Raw genomic sequence first — 15,679 nt, forward strand, 5'->3', positions numbered from 1 at the left:
GCGCTCACGACCGCTGCGCGAGCACATCCGACCACCAGCGTTCGGCCACCTGCGGATGCGAGCGCAACCAGCCGATCAAGGCATTCTCACCGAAGGCCGCCAGCAGCGGGTTGTCGGCGTCCTCGCTCACCCCGCGCGCCCGGGCGGCCAGTTCCGGCGGCAACACCAACGGCTCGACCACCGCATCCAGGCGCGGCCCGAGGAAGAAGGGCACCGAATAGCGGTCCACTCCGGCGGGCGGGCTCACCACCCGGTGCCGGGTCGCGGTCAGATACCCCTGGGTGGCGATCTCGAGCATTTCACCGATGTTGAAGACGAAGCTGCCCGCGACGGGTACCGCGTCGATCCAGCCGTCCGGGCCTTGGACCTGCAGACCACCGACCTCGTCCTGCTGCAGCAGGGCCAGATATCCGTAATCCTTGTGTGCGCCGACGCCTTGGTCGGAGTCCGCGGTGTCGCGGCCCGGATAGTGGATGATCTTCACATGCGCCGCCGCCTCCTCGTCGAACCAGGCGTCGAAGTATCCTTCCTCCTGCCCCAGCGCTACGGCCAAGGCTCGCAACACTTCTCGACTCACCCGCAGCGCCTCGGCCTGCCAGGCCAGCGTGACCTCGCGCAGTTCGGGCAGCGATCGCGGCCACTGGTTGGGCCCGATCAGCCGCAGCCAGGCCGGATCGCCGGGGGCGAGCTCGACGGGTTCACGCTCCGGCCCGATGTCGAGCTGCTCGCGCCGATCGGGTGAGCCCGCGGTGTATTCGTGCCCGGTACTGGTGTACCCGCGGAACTGCGGCGAATGAATATTCGCTATCTCGAGCCGCTGCTCGAGCGGCAACCCGAAGAACCGCCGCGCCACCTCGAAGATCCCCGAGGTCAACGCCTCGGAAACCCCATGCCCGACCACATAGAAGAACCCCACCTCATGGGCGGCGTAACGCAGCTCGTCCAGAAATTCGGCCCGCTCCCCGGCGGACCCGCGAAATCGCGAGATATCGATGAGCGGCAAGCGGGCGGTCATGCGCGGATGGTAGAGCCGAACCGCCCGAACGAGACACCCTTCTACTCACCATGAATAGAAGAAACCGCTTCCCGACCGGCCGGAAGATAGCCGCTCGGTCGCGACCACCAGGTGCCTTCTCCCCGTGTCAGGCCAGGTAGACGCTGCTGCGCGGTGTAAATGTGACGGGCGGGAACCACTGCTTCGATCCACCATGCCGAATCGCTCGCCGCGGTGTGGCTGAGGCGGCCGCCGAGACCGGTCAGCAGTGCGGTGACAGCCGCGAACGCATCGGCAGGCACCTCGACCTCGACGGCGTGGCAGGGCTCGAAGACCTGCGTACCCGCGCGGTCCAGGGCGCGCTCCAGCACGAGTGGAGTCAGACCGCGGAAATCCGCCGCGGTGGTGACAGGTCCCGCGAAGCCGGACCGGGTGAGGGTGACGAGGCAGTCGGTGACGGTCCGGCCGCGGGGGCCGCGCCGCAAGGTGCCGCGGACGGATTCCTCGATAGCGCAATGGAATGCATGAGGTAGTGCGCCCAGCTCGGTTTCGTGACGAAAACTCACCCCCGAATCCGCCGGTGCGGGCTCGATGCGCAGTCCGACGGTCGCCCAGAATCCGCTCGGGCTCGGCGCGCGCCGCCCCATCTCCTCGCACGCCTCGCCGACACCGACGACCCGTTCGAGGCAGATCGGTTGGCTGGGTTCGAAATCGGCGTCTATGCCGAACTCGTCGGCGAGGGTGGCCGCGACGATCTGCCGCTGAATTTCCCCATAGAGCAAAACCGATGTGGCGCCCTCGGATTCGGCCCGCACGTGCAGCAGTGGATCGTGCTCGGCCATCTGCTGCAGAGCCGCGTGCAGACGGGCTGCCGATCCATGACGGGGACGGACCAGTGACCGCAGGGTAGGCATCGGAAAGCGCCGATCGGCATCGGTGGTCACCGGGGCGTCGTCGCCGAGCCGGTCTCCGACTCGCACCTGAGTCGGTCCGGTGATCCTGCCGATATTGCCCGCGGTCAGTCGCCGGGCGTCGGGACCGGTTCGACCGACGACCTCCAGCGAGGTTATCCGGCCCGTGTAACGACGTAGCTCGCCGTCGTGTTCGCGACGATGCAGGGTCACCTCCCGGCGCGCCTCGACCGTGCCGCGAAACAGCCGCAGATAGGCGGTCTTGGTGCCGGACGGGGAGCGCTCGACAGCGAATACGATCCCGCTCGCCCTGTGGCGGTCCGGTTCCGTGTCGGCGAGACCGCGAGGCCGCAGCGAGGTGATGCCCTGTAGGAGTGCGTCGATGCCCTGGCCGGTGCGTGCCGACCCGAAATACACCGGATGGACGGCACCTCGGCCGACCTGATCGACCAGCGCCGATTCCAGCTGCGCGGCTGTCGGTTCGACACCGGCCACGATCCGTTCCAGTAGCGTGTCGTCGAGATCGGCCAGCAATTCGGTGAGTTCGGTGCGGGACACACTGTCCGCGACGAAGGCGTGCGGTGCCAGCCGCCGCCGGATCTCGGGCAGGAGGCCGTGGCCGCGGGCACCCGGCCTATCGATCTTGTTGACGAAAATCAGTACCGGTAGCCGCATATCCCGCAGGATGCGCATCAGCACACGCGTCTGGGCCTGCACGCCCTCCACCGCCGACACCACCAGTACGGCGGCATCGAGCACTTCCAGGGCCCGGTCCACCTCGGCGACGAAATCGCTGTGGCCGGGGGTATCGATGATGTTGACCTGGGTGCTGCCGACGGTGAACGAAACGACGGCCGGGCGCACCGTGATGCCGCGCTGACGCTCGATCGTGCCGGTGTCGGTTCGGGTGGTACCGGAGTCGACGCTGCCGAGCGAGTCGATGGCGCCGCAGTCGAACAGCAGGCGTTCGGTCAGGCTGGTCTTACCCGCGTCGACATGGGCCAGAATGCCGATAGTGAGGGTCGGGTGGGTCTGCATATGTGCCGGAGTCCTCGAAAATCACCGTCCGATAGGGGAACTGGGGTGTTTCGAAGAATCGGCGCATTGTGCCTCCTGCTCGTGGTCTCACCTGGAGGCTGACACCGACGCCGGGGATGGGCAACCTATTTTCGGCCCAGGGCGTCGAAGACTTCCTCGGGGTGGGTGCGGGTGGTGTACATGTTCCAGGCGGCGTCCGCGAGCTGGTCGGGGTTGAGGGTATGGTCCTCTGCGACACCGTATTTCGCCGGGTTGGCGGTGACCATGGCGTGGATGTCGCCGCGTTCTACCAAGCCGCCGATGGTGAGGGTGCCCGCGTAGACGCCGGTGTCGGCCAGGGCGGCGTGCAGGGTGAGGGCGTAGTTGCGCAGGGCCGCGGCGGCGAGTGCGATCTGGCCCAGCATCGGGAGGGGGCGGACGCTGGACAGGCCGCCCGCGAAGATCAGGCCGCCGGTGCCGCGGTCCAGCATGCCGGGCAGGACGGCACCGGCGACCTGGACGGCGGGCCACACCCAGTCGAACGCCGATTGTGCTGTGGGGATGTCTATTTCGGTGATCGGGACGATCTGCTGAGTGGTCGGGCCGGGGCCATAGTAGGCGAGGTCGACGTCGCCGATTTTCGCGAGTACGGTGGCCAGGCCGTCCACGTCGGTCACATCGGCGGTATGGGCCGTGGCCTCGATGCCTTGTGCCGCAAGGTCGGCCAGGTAGGCGGGATGCCGGTCGCTGCCGCGGGAGACCAGCGCGATGCGGAAGCCTTCCCGGCCGAAGCGGCGGGCCATGGACATGCCCAAGCCCGGTCCGACGCCGATGATCGCCGCTGTACGCGTGGGGGCCATGAATCGCTCTCCAAACTCGAGTGGGGCCTCAACTTCCCCGAGCCTAGGTCAAGTTGAGCCCCCACTCAAGTTATGTCACTGCTCCCTCATCTCAAGCAGTGCAGTTCTTCTGGGCGTCGACGCGCACCTTGCGGCCGGTGAACTCCTCGAGGATCGCGATGTTCTCCGGGGCGTAGTTCTTCGCGGTGATCTTGTCGGCGTCCGGGCTACCGAGTTTGCCGGTGTAGGGCGCGGACTTCTCCAACCAGTAGGCCGTGCGCAGGAATTGGATCAGGACCAGGTCGCGCAGCTTGGGCTCGTTCTTGATCTTGGCCCAGTAGTCGGGATGCTTATCCTTGGCGACCCGCAGGTACAGCAGCAGATATCGCAGGTTGGTGGCCGCGATGTCGCGGGAGTTACTCGCACCGATGCCCTTGATGTATTCCTGCACGACAGTGACCGCGGGCAAACCCATCAGCCCGGCGTTCAACTCGGTCAGCACACCCTGCAGGCGGTAGGCGCCCTGCTCCCGGTCCCGAAGGTAGATGTTGTCCATATCATTGCTGAGCCGGTCGGTGATCAGCGGCAGGATCTCCCGGCGCGGAAAGCCGCCGTGCAGCGGTATATTCAGCATCTGCTGGTCGGCCTTGATCCATGATGCGGTGCGCACATCCCATTCGGTGCGGGACCCATCGAGATCCCACATATGGGTTTCCTCGTGGATGGCCACCATCATCGACTCGGCGAACGCCTCGAAGCTGCTCTTGTCCACGAACTGATCCCAGTACGGGTCCCTGGCCTGAGCGATCGCCAACTTCTCCCCGCTGGGCCAGCGGCGGTTGTACATGGCCTGCAGGGTCTGCATCCAGTTCGAGCGGTTGAAACGGGCCTTCAGGTCGCTCACATCGGCGTTGGGGTTGGAAGGTTCTTCGTAACAGTAAGGGGCACTTGTCGAATCACTGGGCTGGCCGCTGATCTCGGGAGCGGCCACGGCGACGGAACCGGGCCCCAGCGACAGGACGAGACAGGTAATGGCAACGGGCAGAAGGTATTTACGGTTCACGGGGACCTCGCTTCGGAGGAGACGTGTAGGGGCACAATGGTGAACGGCAAGCTCGAAAGAGCCGCTACTATGGCCTCTGATGCTAGCTCGCCGGGCCACTACGAAAAATCCAAATTTCTTCCGACAGAATAGGACTGAGGCAAGCACGGCGAGTTATAGACCAAGAGTGCATCTCTTGGAGATCAAGTTATCGAATAGGTTGCATTCCAGCCGGTTTCAGGACGGTCAGCGAGCTTTGCGAACCTGACCATGAAATGTCGCAGGCGACCCCTGCCGAGCCGCGAACGACACGCACTCGGGGCACTCGGCGATGACCGGATGGGTGCAGGTGACGATGTGCCCGAGGAACCGGTCCATCGCACGAAGCAGGGCCAGCTGATCCCGGACCTCGGCGCGCTTCGCATCGATCAGCGCCATCCGCTCGTCGCGATCGCCCGCGGCGAGCCGGCGAATCTGCGGCAGGGACATGCCTGCCCGCTGCAACGTGCGGACCAGGCGGGCCTGATTCAGGGTCTGCTCGTCGTACACGCGGTGGCCGGACGTGCTGCGCGGCGGCGTGAGCAGGCCGACCGATTCCCAATGCCGCAGAACGTGCGCCTCGATGCCGAGCGCCGCCGCCGCATCACCGATCTTCATGCCCTCTCGCACGGTCACAGCGCAGGACTTTACTTCATGTCGACGTGAAGTTTTACGGTAGCGCCATGACCGATCCCGTACACAGTCCGAGCGTGGTCCAATGCTGCGGCGCAGCAGTCGGTTTCGTCCGCGGCCTCATCCGCCCGCGACGGCCCGATCAGCGGCTGCTGCGGTCGGTGGTGGACGCCGGGCTGCCCACCGCGAAGACCACGGTCACCGTGACCGCGCTGAGTCAGGTGCCGCGCTCGGTGCCCACCCCGGCGGTCGTCGAGGGCGTATTCACACCGCGGCGGACCGACAACTCGCTGACCTCGTTCGTGATCGAACATCCGCAGGCGAGGTTCATCGTCGACCCGAGCGTCTGCCTCGATGCCGAGCGCCGCGCCATCGCCCAGCTGCCGACCGTGCTGCGGGTCGCGGTGCGACCTCCCGCGAAGACCATCGCCACGATCACCGCGCTGACCGATCCGGCGACACTGGACTTCGCGCTCCCCACCCACGCCCACTGGGATCATGTGTGCGGCCTGCTCGACCTGCCCGACCTGCCGGTTCATCTGCATCGACGGGAACGCGAGTGGATCTTCGCCGGGCACACGGCTCCCGTCGGCGGTGTGCGGGATTCGCTGCGCAACCGTCCGGTGATCGACTATGAGCTGGACGGTCCGCCGGTGCTCACCTTCACCGCCAGCCATGATGTGTTCGGCGACGGCAGCGTCGTGCTGGTCGACCTGGCGGGGCACACACCCGGCAGCGTCGGCGTGCTCGCCCATACCTCGCGCGGATGGATCCTGCTGGCCGGGGACGCGGCCTGGCACGGCCTGCAGATCGACCGGATCCGGCAGAAATCCGCGTACCCGGGGAATTTCGCCGATCACGATCGCGACCGGACATTCGACACCCTGCACCGTCTCCACCTGGCCAGACACACCGTGCGGATCGTCCCGACTCACGATCACCACGCCACCCGGACGCTGCGCGCCGAAGACGATCGCGCGCAACTGGTCTCGTGAAATCAGTCCAGGGAGGGCCGGGTGGCTATGGACGCTCCCGCCCACGCGAGACGACACTGCGATCATGAACCCCTTGGCACCCGGCGAATTCCGCCCCGACACCGTGTATCTCAACACCGCGGCCTACTGCCTGCCGCCCGCCCGCGGACTCGCCGCCGTGCGTGCCGTCACCGAGGACTGGGCGGCCGGCCTTGCTACGCCGCATGCTCACAACGACAAGGTGAACGAGTTGCGAGCGGCATTCGCCCGGCTGCTCGGCGGTGCCACACCCGACGACATCGCGATCGGCGACAATGTCAGCGCCCTCATCGCGCCGATCGTGGCCGGACTCCCGGCCGGTGCCGAAGTGCTGATGGCGGAGGGCGATTTCGCGTCGGTGACCAATCCGTTCCGGTATCGCGGCGACCTGACCGTGCGCACCATGCCGCTGGAACGCCTGGCCGCCGAGGTGCGGGCGGAGACCGCGCTGGTGGCGGTGAGCGTGACCCAGTCCGCCGACGGGCGGACCATCGATCCCGCCGAACTGCGGGCGGTCACCCGGGCGCACGGAGCACGGCTACTGCTGGACGCCAGCCAGGCTGCGGGCTGGCTGCCACTGCATTTCGCCGACGCCGACTACTGGGTGTGCGCCACCTACAAATGGTTGCTCGGCGCGCGCAGCGTGAGTCTGTTTGCGGTGCAGCCCGATGCCCTCGATACCAACCGGCCCGTCTCCCCTGGCTGGTATGCGGCCGCCGACCGCTGGGCGGAAATGTATGCATCGCAACGCTTGGCCGACACCGCGCGCCGCTTCGATCACAGCCCGGACTGGCTGGGCGTGGTCGCCGCGCTCGCCGGTCTGCAGCTCATCGAGGAACTGACCGTCGACGCGATCCAAGCCCACGACCTCGCGCTCGCCACCCACTTCCGCGACGGCCTCGCCGATGTGGGCCTGCCCGCCGCCCCCGCCCGCTCCCCCATCGTCACCATTCCGGGCGCAGGTGAAGCCGCCGATCGCCTGGCCGAAGCCGGGGTGATCACCACCGCCCGAGGGGGAGGCCTGCGCTGCGCGTTCCACATCTACAACAGCCTCGACGATGTCGAACGCACCCTGAAGGCCTTGGCAGGGCTCGGATTTCAGCAGCGGTAGCCCCTACCGGTGCAGCCAGGTGTCGAAGAACTGGAGCCGGGCGGAGGCCTCGAACTTCAGGTCCGAGACGGCACCGGACACGCCGATCGCCTGGGACAGTTCGATGGTGGGTATCCACAATCCGTTGTCGAGCACCAGCTGTTGGGCGCGGCCGATCAGCTGGGCGCGGGCGGCGGGGTCCGCGGTCTGCAGCTCGCCGGACAGCGCCTGGTCCAGGTCCGGGATCGGGCCGCGCACGTTGTAGTTCTGACCGTCGAGTCCGAAGGTGGTGCGCAGGATATCGCCGTCGGCGCGGGTGATGTTGTAGTAGAGGGCGTCGAAGTTCCTGCTGCTCTGCCGGGCCGAATACTCCGACTCGGCGGCCGGTTCCAGTCGCACCTCGATTCCGACCTTGCGTAGCTGCTGCTGGGCCAGCTCCAAGATGGCCTGATTACCGGCGAAGACGCGCCCGAACAGGATCCCGAACGACAGCCGCATGCCGTCCTTCACCCGGATACCGTCGCTTCCGGGCAGCCAACCGGCCTGATCCAGGATTCGGCGAGCGGCGTCGGCGTCGTGACCCAGCTGTGCCGAAAGGTCCACGTATGCAGGCATTTTCGAGGCGAGCGAGCTGGTTGCTGTCTCGAACTGCGGGCCGAGGACGGTATCCACGAGTTCCTTGCGATCGATGGCCGGTCGCAGGGCGGCGCGCACGGCCGGATCGCGCAGTGGCCCTCGGGTCAGATTCGGTTGAATACCGAAGGGCACTCCCGGATTCGAGGTGACTTGCACCTTTCCGCCGGTCGCCTCGATCTGCGGCGCGTCCTGGGGCAGGGCGTCACTGACCGCGTCCAACTGGCCCGAGCTCAGGCTGCCCGCCCGCACCCCGGATTCCGGGACGACGCGGAATTCGATGCGATCCAGGTACGCCTCGCCATGATGCCCGAAAACCGCTGAGCCCCAGTGGTATCCGGCGCGCTTAGTCACTGTGGCCGAGGCGCCCTGTTTGTAGTCGGCGTAGACGAACGGCCCGCTGCCGATATCGTCGCCGAGGCAGCGCTGCTCGGCCGGTTTCGCCGTCGTCGCCTCGGCGAGAATGCCCAGCTGCGGTGTCGAAACCGCCTGCAGGAACTGGGCGTTCGGGTGATCGAAGTCCACGCGGGCGGTCAGCGGATCGACCACCGTGGTACCGGTGTAGCCCGCGAGATAGCTGGCCGCCAGCGGTGCCTTCGCCCCGGTGAGGGTGTGCACGATGGCGTCGAAGTTCTTCTGTACCGAGTGCGCCGTGAGTGGTGTCCCGTCGCTGAAGGTCACTCCGGGCCGCAGTCGGAAGGTGAAGCTTTTCGCGTCCGGGCTCACCTGCCAGCTCTCGGCCAGCCAGGGTTCGATCGCGCCGGTCGCCGGGTTCTGATCGGTCAGCGAATCGACGATCTGCCTTGTGACATACAGGGTTTGGTTGGTTCCCGACTGCGCCGGATCCGAGCAGGTAGGTGCCAGGGACAGCCCGTAGCGCAGGGTTCCGCCCGGCCGGGGTGGGCCCGCCGGGTCACCGGAGGTGATGTCGACGCCGCCGCAGGCTGTGAGAGTCGCTGCCGCGGCGCAGACGCTCAGCAGGGCCATGAGGCTTCTCATCTCATGCACCCTTCCGCGGCAGGCCCGGCGGGTTGAGGCGTGACTGGGTGACCGCCTCGGTCTGCAGGCCCCAGCGGTCCAGGACCTTCCGGTAGGTGCCGTGGTCGATGGCGTACTGCAGCGCCTCCTGGACCGGTCCGATCAAACCGTTGTCCTTCTTGGTGAGCACGGCGATCTCGGCCTGCAGGGCATCGCCCGCACCGGAGAAGGTGGCGACGATCTTGGTCTGACCGCTGGTGGCGCAGTGGTAGACGGCCACCGGATTGGGGCCGAGGAAGCCGTCGATGCGGTGCGAGGCCAGGGCCAGGTAGTAGTCGGTGGACTGCTGGTAGTAGGCGATATCGATCTTCGGCAGGCCCTCGGCGACGTTCTTGTCGTTCCATTGCACCAGCAGTTGCTCCTGGTTGGTGCCGCTGCCGACGCCGATTCGCTTGCCCGCCAGCGACTTCCGATCGGTATAGGTCCAGGTTTCGTCCTTCGGAACCTCCAGCGCGATGGTGTCGAGCCGGTAGGTCGCGAAGTCGTATTTGTCCTTGCGCTCCTCGGTGACCGTCACATTGGAAAGGCATCCACCGCGCCGGAGTCGATGCCCACGAAATTCTGCGCCCAGTCCGCCGAGCGCAGATCCACCTTCAGGCCGAGGATGTCGGCGATCAGGTAGGCGAAATCCACCTCCGAGCCCACGAACGTGCGGTCGTCGGTGGCGTAGAAGCGCAGGGGCGCACCGGATGTGGCGGAGCCGGTGACGATCAGCGTGCCCCGATCCCGGATGGCCTGCGGCACCTTCGCGGCGAGGGCGTCGACCTTGTCGGCCCGCACCCGGCCCTCCTGCTGCGGCGACAGATCGAAACTCTGCCCGTTCACCGTGCGCACCTCCTCCCCCGCGTCGGAGCCACCGCAGGCGGCCAGCATGGCCGTGGTGACGAGCGCTGCGGCCAGCGCGAGGGCACGTCGGCGGCGGCCGGTGCGGGCGAAGAGCATGGGACTTCCTTTACATCCGGAACGGCTTTCGTGACGGTAGGCCCCGCGGTCGGGAATGTCCGGAATTACGCTCACGCTGATCGTGGCCAGTGGCACGGGCCGGGTGCGGGCGGACAATTCGGAAATCGCCGCACTGCGGCCCCGCGGTGCACCCAATTGTCCAGTCGACCCGTCAGGAGCACGGTGACCACGTCACTACCGGTGAAGCTCGAGCACGCCAAGGACATTCATCCCGGTGTCGATGTGCCGCTGTTACACGAGGCCGTGCGCCCGGAGCGCACGCTGTGGTCGGCGGCCCAGCTGCACGAGCTGACCAGTGAGGTGGCCGGTGCCCTCGCCACGCCGCTGCTGGACATCGTGCGCTTCGACGACCGGCAGCGGTGGTGGACCCGGTTGGCGCTGACCATGGGCGTGGAACTGTGGTTGCTGTCGTGGGCGCCCGGTCAGGGCACCGAACCGCACGACCACGGCGGCGCCTCGGGCGCGTTCACCGTGACCATCGGCGAGCTCGGCGAGCACTACGTGCATCCGGGCGGTCAGCCGCGCAGCGCGACCTGGTCGACCGGCGATACGGTGGCCTTCGGCCCGCAACGCGCCCACCAGCTGCGCAACACCAGCGGCCGACCGGCCGCCTCGGTGCACGCGTACTCGCCGCCGCTGCGGCCGGTCCGCGAATATCGCGCGCTGAGCGATTTCGCGGGAATATGAGCGGGCGGAACGGTCATGAGTACGAGAGGGCAGCGATGAGTGTCGACCGGCGGTTGGAGCAGGCCCGAGCGCGGCTGCTGCGGGTGGACCCGGAGCAGGCGGCGGCGCTGGAGTCCGACGGAGCCCTGGTGGTCGACATCCGCCCGCACGCGAACCGCGCCGCCGAGGGCGAGATCCCGGGCTCGGTGATCGTCGAGCGAATCGTGCTGGAATGGCGCTTGGACCCGACGGGCGACCACCGCCTTCCCGGCCTGACCGCCGACACTCCGGTGGTCATCGTCTGCAACGAGGGCTATGCCTCCAGCCTCGCCGCCGCAGACGCCCAGCACCTCGGCCTCACCCACGCCACCGACCTCATCGGCGGCTTCCGAGCCTGGAAGGCCGCGGGCCTGCCGGTGGTCGCGGGCGGTTCACCGCCGGTCGACTGAGTTAGCACCGCCAGCCCGATACCGAGCATCGCTAGATCTCCACCAGCTAAAGTCCAGCTATGGCGACATCGAGCGTCGGGGTGAGAGCGGCCCGGGGGGCGGACCTCGCCTCGGCCGAGGCGGGCCGGGCGGTGCGCAAGCGGGTGCCGCGATCGGCGCTGGGGCAGTGGGAGGCGCCCGCGGATCGGCGCGATCCCATCGCGGTGCTGGAGGGACAAGCTGCCACACGGGTGCCGGAGTTGGTGCCGATCCGGTATGCGCGGATGGCAGTCGGTCCTTTCCCCTTCTTCCGGGGTGCGCCCGCGATCATGGCCGCCGATCTCGCCGCCGGGCCGAATACCGGGCTCACCGTTCAGTTGTGCGGGGATGCGCATCTGTCGAACTTCGGGCTGTTCGCCTCGCCGGAGCGGTCGCTGGTCTTCGACCTCAACGACTTCGACGAAACACTGCCCGGGCCGTTCGAATGGGATGTCAAGCGGTTGGCCGCCAGCATCGCGGTGTCGGCGCGCGCCAATGGGCACAGCGACTCCGATGCGTCCGCGGCGGCGATGGAGGCCGCAACCGTGTATCGGGAGTCGATGAACCGGCTGGCCGCACTCGGTGAAACCGAGGTCTGGTACGAGATGGTCGACGCCGAGCAAGCGGCCGACGTGTTGCGCCCGCGCGATCGCAAGCAGGCCGAAAAGGCGATCACCAAGGCGAAGAACCGCACCAGTCTGCAGGCGCTGGACAAATTGACCGAGCCCGGCGCCGACGGCGCGCCCTGCATTCGCCACGATCCGCCGCTGCTGATGCCGATGCCGGACATCGAACGCCCGGTGATCGATCGGGTGATCTCCGACTACCGCAACTCGCTGCCCGAGGAGCGGCGGGTGCTGGTGGACCGCTACGAGATCAGGGATTTCGCCTCCAAGGTGGTCGGCGTCGGCAGCGTCGGCACCCGCTGCTTCGTCGCCCTGTTGACCGGAAAGACCGTCGGCGATCCCCTGTTCATACAGATCAAGCAGGCCGAGGAATCGGTCCTCGCACCCTATCTGCGCCCCAGCATCTTCCGGAACCAAGGCCATCGCGTCGTGCACGGTCAACGCCTGATCCAGGCCGCGAGCGATATATTCCTGGGCTGGGCTACCGGCGGGGACGGCCTGTTCTACTACTTCCGCCAACTCCGAGACATGAAGGGCTCGTTGACCATCGACGACCTGTCCCCGGCACAACTGCGCACATATGCGGGCCTGTGCGGCCACACACTGGCCCGCGGGCACGCCCGCTCCGGCGACCGGGTAGCCATCGCCTCCTACCTCGGCTCGGGCGAGGCCTTCGACAAGGCCATAGCCGCCTTCGCTCTCGCCTACGCCGACCAGACCGCCGCCGACTACCAGGACCTGCTCACCGCCATCGACACCGGCCGAATCACCGCCGCCGACGAGTGACGACCTTCCGTCAGTAGGCGCGGCCGAAGATCACCCGCTTGCCGTACGCCGAGGGGCTCCCGCAGCGGATGCAGGGGCCGGTGGCCGGATCGCCGTCCAGCGGAATGCATCTGGGGGTGGCGGTTGTGTGGGACTTGATGTCGTCCTCGCAGGATGTCGTGCCGCAGTGCAGGGCCAGGGCCCACCCCGTCGAGACCGCTGTGGTGAAGTCGTCCCAGGTGTCGACGGTGTGGGTGTGGGCGTCGCGGAATTCGGTGGCGCGGGTGAGCAGGAAGGTCTGGAACCGGTCCAGGATCTCCGGCATCGCGGTCGGCGGGGAGTCGATCGGGATCGCCTGTTTGCCATCGCCGCCGAGGCGTTTCACCATCATGGCGGTGCCCGCCTCCAGGTCGCGGGGGCCCAGTTCGAGGCGGATCGGGACGCCGCGCAGCTCCCACTCGTTGTATTTGAAACCCGGGGTGAGCTGGGGGCGGGCGTCGACGTGCGTGCGCACGCCCGCCGCTCGCAGGCGGCGGGCCAGGTCGTCGGCGGCCTGTTCGACCGCGGTGTTGTCGCCGCGGGTGATCGGGACGATCACCACCTGGTACGGCGCCAGCCGGGGTGGGAACACCAACCCCTTGTCATCGCCGTGGGTCATGATGATGCCGCCGATCATCCGCGTGCTCATCCCCCAGGATGTGGTGTGGCACAGCTCGTCTCGGCCCGCCTCGCTGGTGTAGCGGATATCGAACGCCCTCGCGAAGTTGGTGCCCAGGTAATGGGAGGTGCCCGACTGCAGGGCCCGGCCGTCGCGCATCATGCCCTCGATCGTGTAGGTGGCGACGGCACCGGCGAAGCGTTCGCCGGGGGTCTTCTCGCCCGCGATCACCGGCATCGCGGCCAGATCCCGTGCCACCTCGTGGTAGATGCCGAGGCAGAGCATGGTCTCACGGCGGGCGTCGGCCTCGTCGGCGTGCGCGGTGTGCCCCTCTTGCCACAGAAATTCGGTGGTGCGCAAGAACATTCGCGGACGCAGCTCCCACCGCACCACATTCGCCCACTGGTTGAGCAGCAGCGGCAGATCGCGATGGGAGCCGATCCATTTGGACATCATCTCGCCGATGATCGTCTCCGAGGTCGGGCGCACCACCAGCGGCTCTTCGAGCTCCTTGCCACCGGCGTGGGTGACCACCGCCAGCTCCGGCGAAAAGCCCTCGACGTGTTCGGCTTCCCGGCCGAGATAGCTTTCGGGGATCAGCAGTGGGAAGTAGGCATTCTCGTGGCCGGTGTCCTTGATGCGACGGTCGAGTTCGGACTGCAACTGCTCCCACAACCGGTACCCGTACGGTCGGATGACCATGGTGCCCTTGGCCGGGCCTCGGTCCACGAGGCCGGCCTTGAAGACCACCTCGTTGTACCAGGCAGCGAAGTCCTCACTCTGGGCGGTTACACCGCGCTCATCCCGTGCCATGCCCCAGAGAGTACTGAGGCAGGCACGGTCGCCGCGACGCGGATTCGACAGCCGCGGAGTCGGCAGAGCGACGAAAGCCGCACCCCTTGCGGGCAAACGCACTCCTTACGGGCGTTGTAGGGGGTGCGGATCGCGGGAAAGGGTGCGGCTGGGGGTGTTCTGCCGACCGGTAGGTGGTCGGGAAGGCTCAGGTTGCGGCGGTGGCGGATTGGGGCTGGGGTGGGGCGACCTGGGGGTCGTCGACGGGGGAAAGCTCGGCGAATTCGAGTTCGTACTGGTCCGGGGTGGCGGCGGGGTGGTCGGGCCTCGGGGGTGAAGAGGGTTGGGCCTCGGCTATTTTCGTGGCGATGCGGTTTCGGGTGGTGCGGTCCGTCCAGTATTTGAACAGGCGGCCCATGACCGGGAGCATGGCGACCATGAACAGCAGGCGCACGCTCTGCACGCTGGTGATCAATGGCATATTGGCGCCCATACCCTCGGCGGCGGCCAGCACGGCGTTGATCCCGCCGGGAGTGGTGGCCAGGTAGAGGTCGGACAGTTCCAGGTCGACGAACAGCGACAGCAGGTAGGCCAGGGCGGCCACGGCCACCGACAGGGCGCCGATGGCGATGGTCATGCCGGGGATCATGCGGGCCATCTCCGCCACCACCGCGCGGGTGAAGCGGGTGCCCACGTCGAAGCCGATCATCACGAACAACAGCTCTTTGAACAGGTTCGTCGGTGCGTAGCCGTGGCTGAGGCCCAGGGCGGTCAGCACGGCCGTGAGCAACATCGGGCCGATCAGCGTGGGGCTGGGGATGCGCAGCAAGCGCCCGAGCCGGATCCCGATCAGGCACAGCACGATCGCGGTGCACAGTCCGGCGATCTGATCGCCGCGGCCGACCAGCATCCAGTGCGGCAGCGAATCATCGGTGACCTTGCTGGCCACCGTGGCGACCTTCTCGGTGTGGCTGCCGCCGTCGAGCAGCGCCGCCACCGCCGGTGCACTGACCGCCACCAGCATCACTCGCAGGTACTGCATGAACGCCACCTGGCGGGGATCGGCGTCCATATCGTCGGCACACGACACCACTGCCGCCGATCCACCGGCCAGCAGACCCAGCGTCGCGGTCGGCAGCGCCACCTTCGTGCATCGGGCGAATACCAGCGCCACCAGCACGCTCACCACCAGCGTGGCCGCGGTGATCGCCAGCACCGGCAGCAGCGCCAGCCCGATCGAACCCAGCAGCGACACTTCGAGATAGCTGCCCATGAGCACGCCCAGCATGGCCTGCACACCGACCGAGACCTGCCGCGGCAGCGGTGCGGGTAGCCGTCCCGTCAGAGCCAGCCCGGCCCCGACCACGATCGCGAGAATCATCTGCGGCGCGGGAAATCGAACCCGGTCGAGCACCTCGGCGAGAGCGAGCACTGCCCCCAGCAACAAAACCCAGCCGATCACCTGCCTCCACGTCATTTCGGCCCGTACGGGC

Annotated in this window: 13 protein-coding genes and 1 pseudogene; 5 read left to right on the forward strand and 9 right to left on the reverse strand. The window is 67.5% G+C overall.

Annotated features, from left to right (window positions below; all coding sequences use genetic code 11):
- Nucleotides 1–4: 4 nt before the first annotated feature.
- The 5 genes from IU452_RS00675 to IU452_RS00695 all read right to left on the reverse strand — a co-directional run bounded on the left by IU452_RS00675 (nt 5) and on the right by IU452_RS00695 (nt 5,478).
- Complete coding sequence (locus IU452_RS00675; RefSeq protein ID WP_195106894.1) at nt 5–1,015, reverse strand: isopenicillin N synthase family dioxygenase; 1,011 nt, start codon at nt 1,013–1,015, stop codon at nt 5–7.
- Nucleotides 1,016–1,056: 41 nt separating this feature from the next.
- Complete coding sequence (locus IU452_RS00680) at nt 1,057–2,943, reverse strand: elongation factor G (RefSeq protein ID WP_195106895.1); 1,887 nt, start codon at nt 2,941–2,943, stop codon at nt 1,057–1,059.
- 125 nt (nt 2,944–3,068) lie between these two features.
- A complete protein-coding gene (locus tag IU452_RS00685; RefSeq protein WP_195106896.1) occupies nt 3,069–3,782 on the reverse strand; it encodes an SDR family NAD(P)-dependent oxidoreductase in 714 nt (237 codons plus the stop codon).
- A gap of 91 nt (nt 3,783–3,873) precedes the next feature.
- Nucleotides 3,874–4,665 (reverse strand): hypothetical protein, encoded by a 792-nt coding sequence (locus IU452_RS00690; RefSeq protein WP_324192369.1) that lies wholly within the window; start codon nt 4,663–4,665, stop codon nt 3,874–3,876.
- Nucleotides 4,666–5,049: 384 nt separating this feature from the next.
- Nucleotides 5,050–5,478 (reverse strand): MerR family transcriptional regulator, encoded by a 429-nt coding sequence (locus IU452_RS00695; protein WP_195106897.1) that lies wholly within the window; start codon nt 5,476–5,478, stop codon nt 5,050–5,052.
- 47 nt (nt 5,479–5,525) lie between these two features.
- Here IU452_RS00695 and IU452_RS00700 point away from each other — a divergent pair, with 47 nt between their 5' ends.
- Nucleotides 5,526–6,470 (forward strand): MBL fold metallo-hydrolase, encoded by a 945-nt coding sequence (locus tag IU452_RS00700; RefSeq protein ID WP_195106898.1) that lies wholly within the window; start codon nt 5,526–5,528, stop codon nt 6,468–6,470.
- Nucleotides 6,471–6,534: 64 nt separating this feature from the next.
- Nucleotides 6,535–7,599, forward strand: a complete 1,065-nt coding sequence (locus IU452_RS00705; RefSeq protein WP_195106899.1) for an aminotransferase class V-fold PLP-dependent enzyme — start codon at nt 6,535–6,537, stop codon at nt 7,597–7,599.
- A 3-nt stretch (nt 7,600–7,602) separates the two neighbouring features.
- On the opposite strand, the gene IU452_RS00710 is transcribed toward IU452_RS00705, so the two are convergent.
- Both IU452_RS00710 and IU452_RS00715 read right to left on the reverse strand, forming a co-directional pair.
- A complete protein-coding gene (locus IU452_RS00710) occupies nt 7,603–9,210 on the reverse strand; it encodes an ABC transporter substrate-binding protein (protein WP_195106900.1) in 1,608 nt (535 codons plus the stop codon).
- Between the two features lies 1 nt (nt 9,211).
- Nucleotides 9,212–10,191, reverse strand: a pseudogene (locus tag IU452_RS00715) (ABC transporter substrate-binding protein).
- A gap of 183 nt (nt 10,192–10,374) precedes the next feature.
- Between IU452_RS00715 and IU452_RS00720 the strand changes: the two are divergent.
- From IU452_RS00720 to IU452_RS00730, 3 genes are read left to right on the forward strand one after another with little or no spacing between them, the layout of a single operon-like run.
- Complete coding sequence (locus IU452_RS00720) at nt 10,375–10,899, forward strand: cysteine dioxygenase (protein WP_195106901.1); 525 nt, start codon at nt 10,375–10,377, stop codon at nt 10,897–10,899.
- Between the two features lie 35 nt (nt 10,900–10,934).
- The gene (locus IU452_RS00725) at nt 10,935–11,327 is read left to right on the forward strand and encodes a rhodanese-like domain-containing protein (RefSeq protein ID WP_195106902.1); all 393 of its coding nucleotides are present in this window, start codon (nt 10,935–10,937) and stop codon (nt 11,325–11,327) included.
- A 59-nt stretch (nt 11,328–11,386) separates the two neighbouring features.
- On the forward strand, nt 11,387–12,757 hold the full coding sequence (locus IU452_RS00730) for a DUF2252 domain-containing protein (RefSeq protein WP_195106903.1): 1,371 nt from the start codon (nt 11,387–11,389) through the stop codon (nt 12,755–12,757).
- 10 nt (nt 12,758–12,767) lie between these two features.
- Here IU452_RS00730 and proS read toward each other — a convergent pair whose 3' ends face one another.
- Nucleotides 12,768–14,207: a proline--tRNA ligase gene (proS, locus tag IU452_RS00735; RefSeq protein ID WP_195106904.1), complete on the reverse strand. Its 1,440-nt coding sequence runs from the start codon at nt 14,205–14,207 to the stop codon at nt 12,768–12,770.
- Between the two features lie 187 nt (nt 14,208–14,394).
- Entirely contained in the window at nt 14,395–15,663 is a 1,269-nt protein-coding gene (locus IU452_RS00740) for an AbrB family transcriptional regulator (protein WP_195106905.1), read from the reverse strand.
- Nucleotides 15,664–15,679: the final 16 nt, after the last annotated feature.

The sequence above is a fragment of the Nocardia transvalensis genome, assembly GCF_015477765.1.
GTDB classification, from domain to species: domain Bacteria; phylum Actinomycetota; class Actinomycetes; order Mycobacteriales; family Mycobacteriaceae; genus Nocardia; species Nocardia transvalensis_A.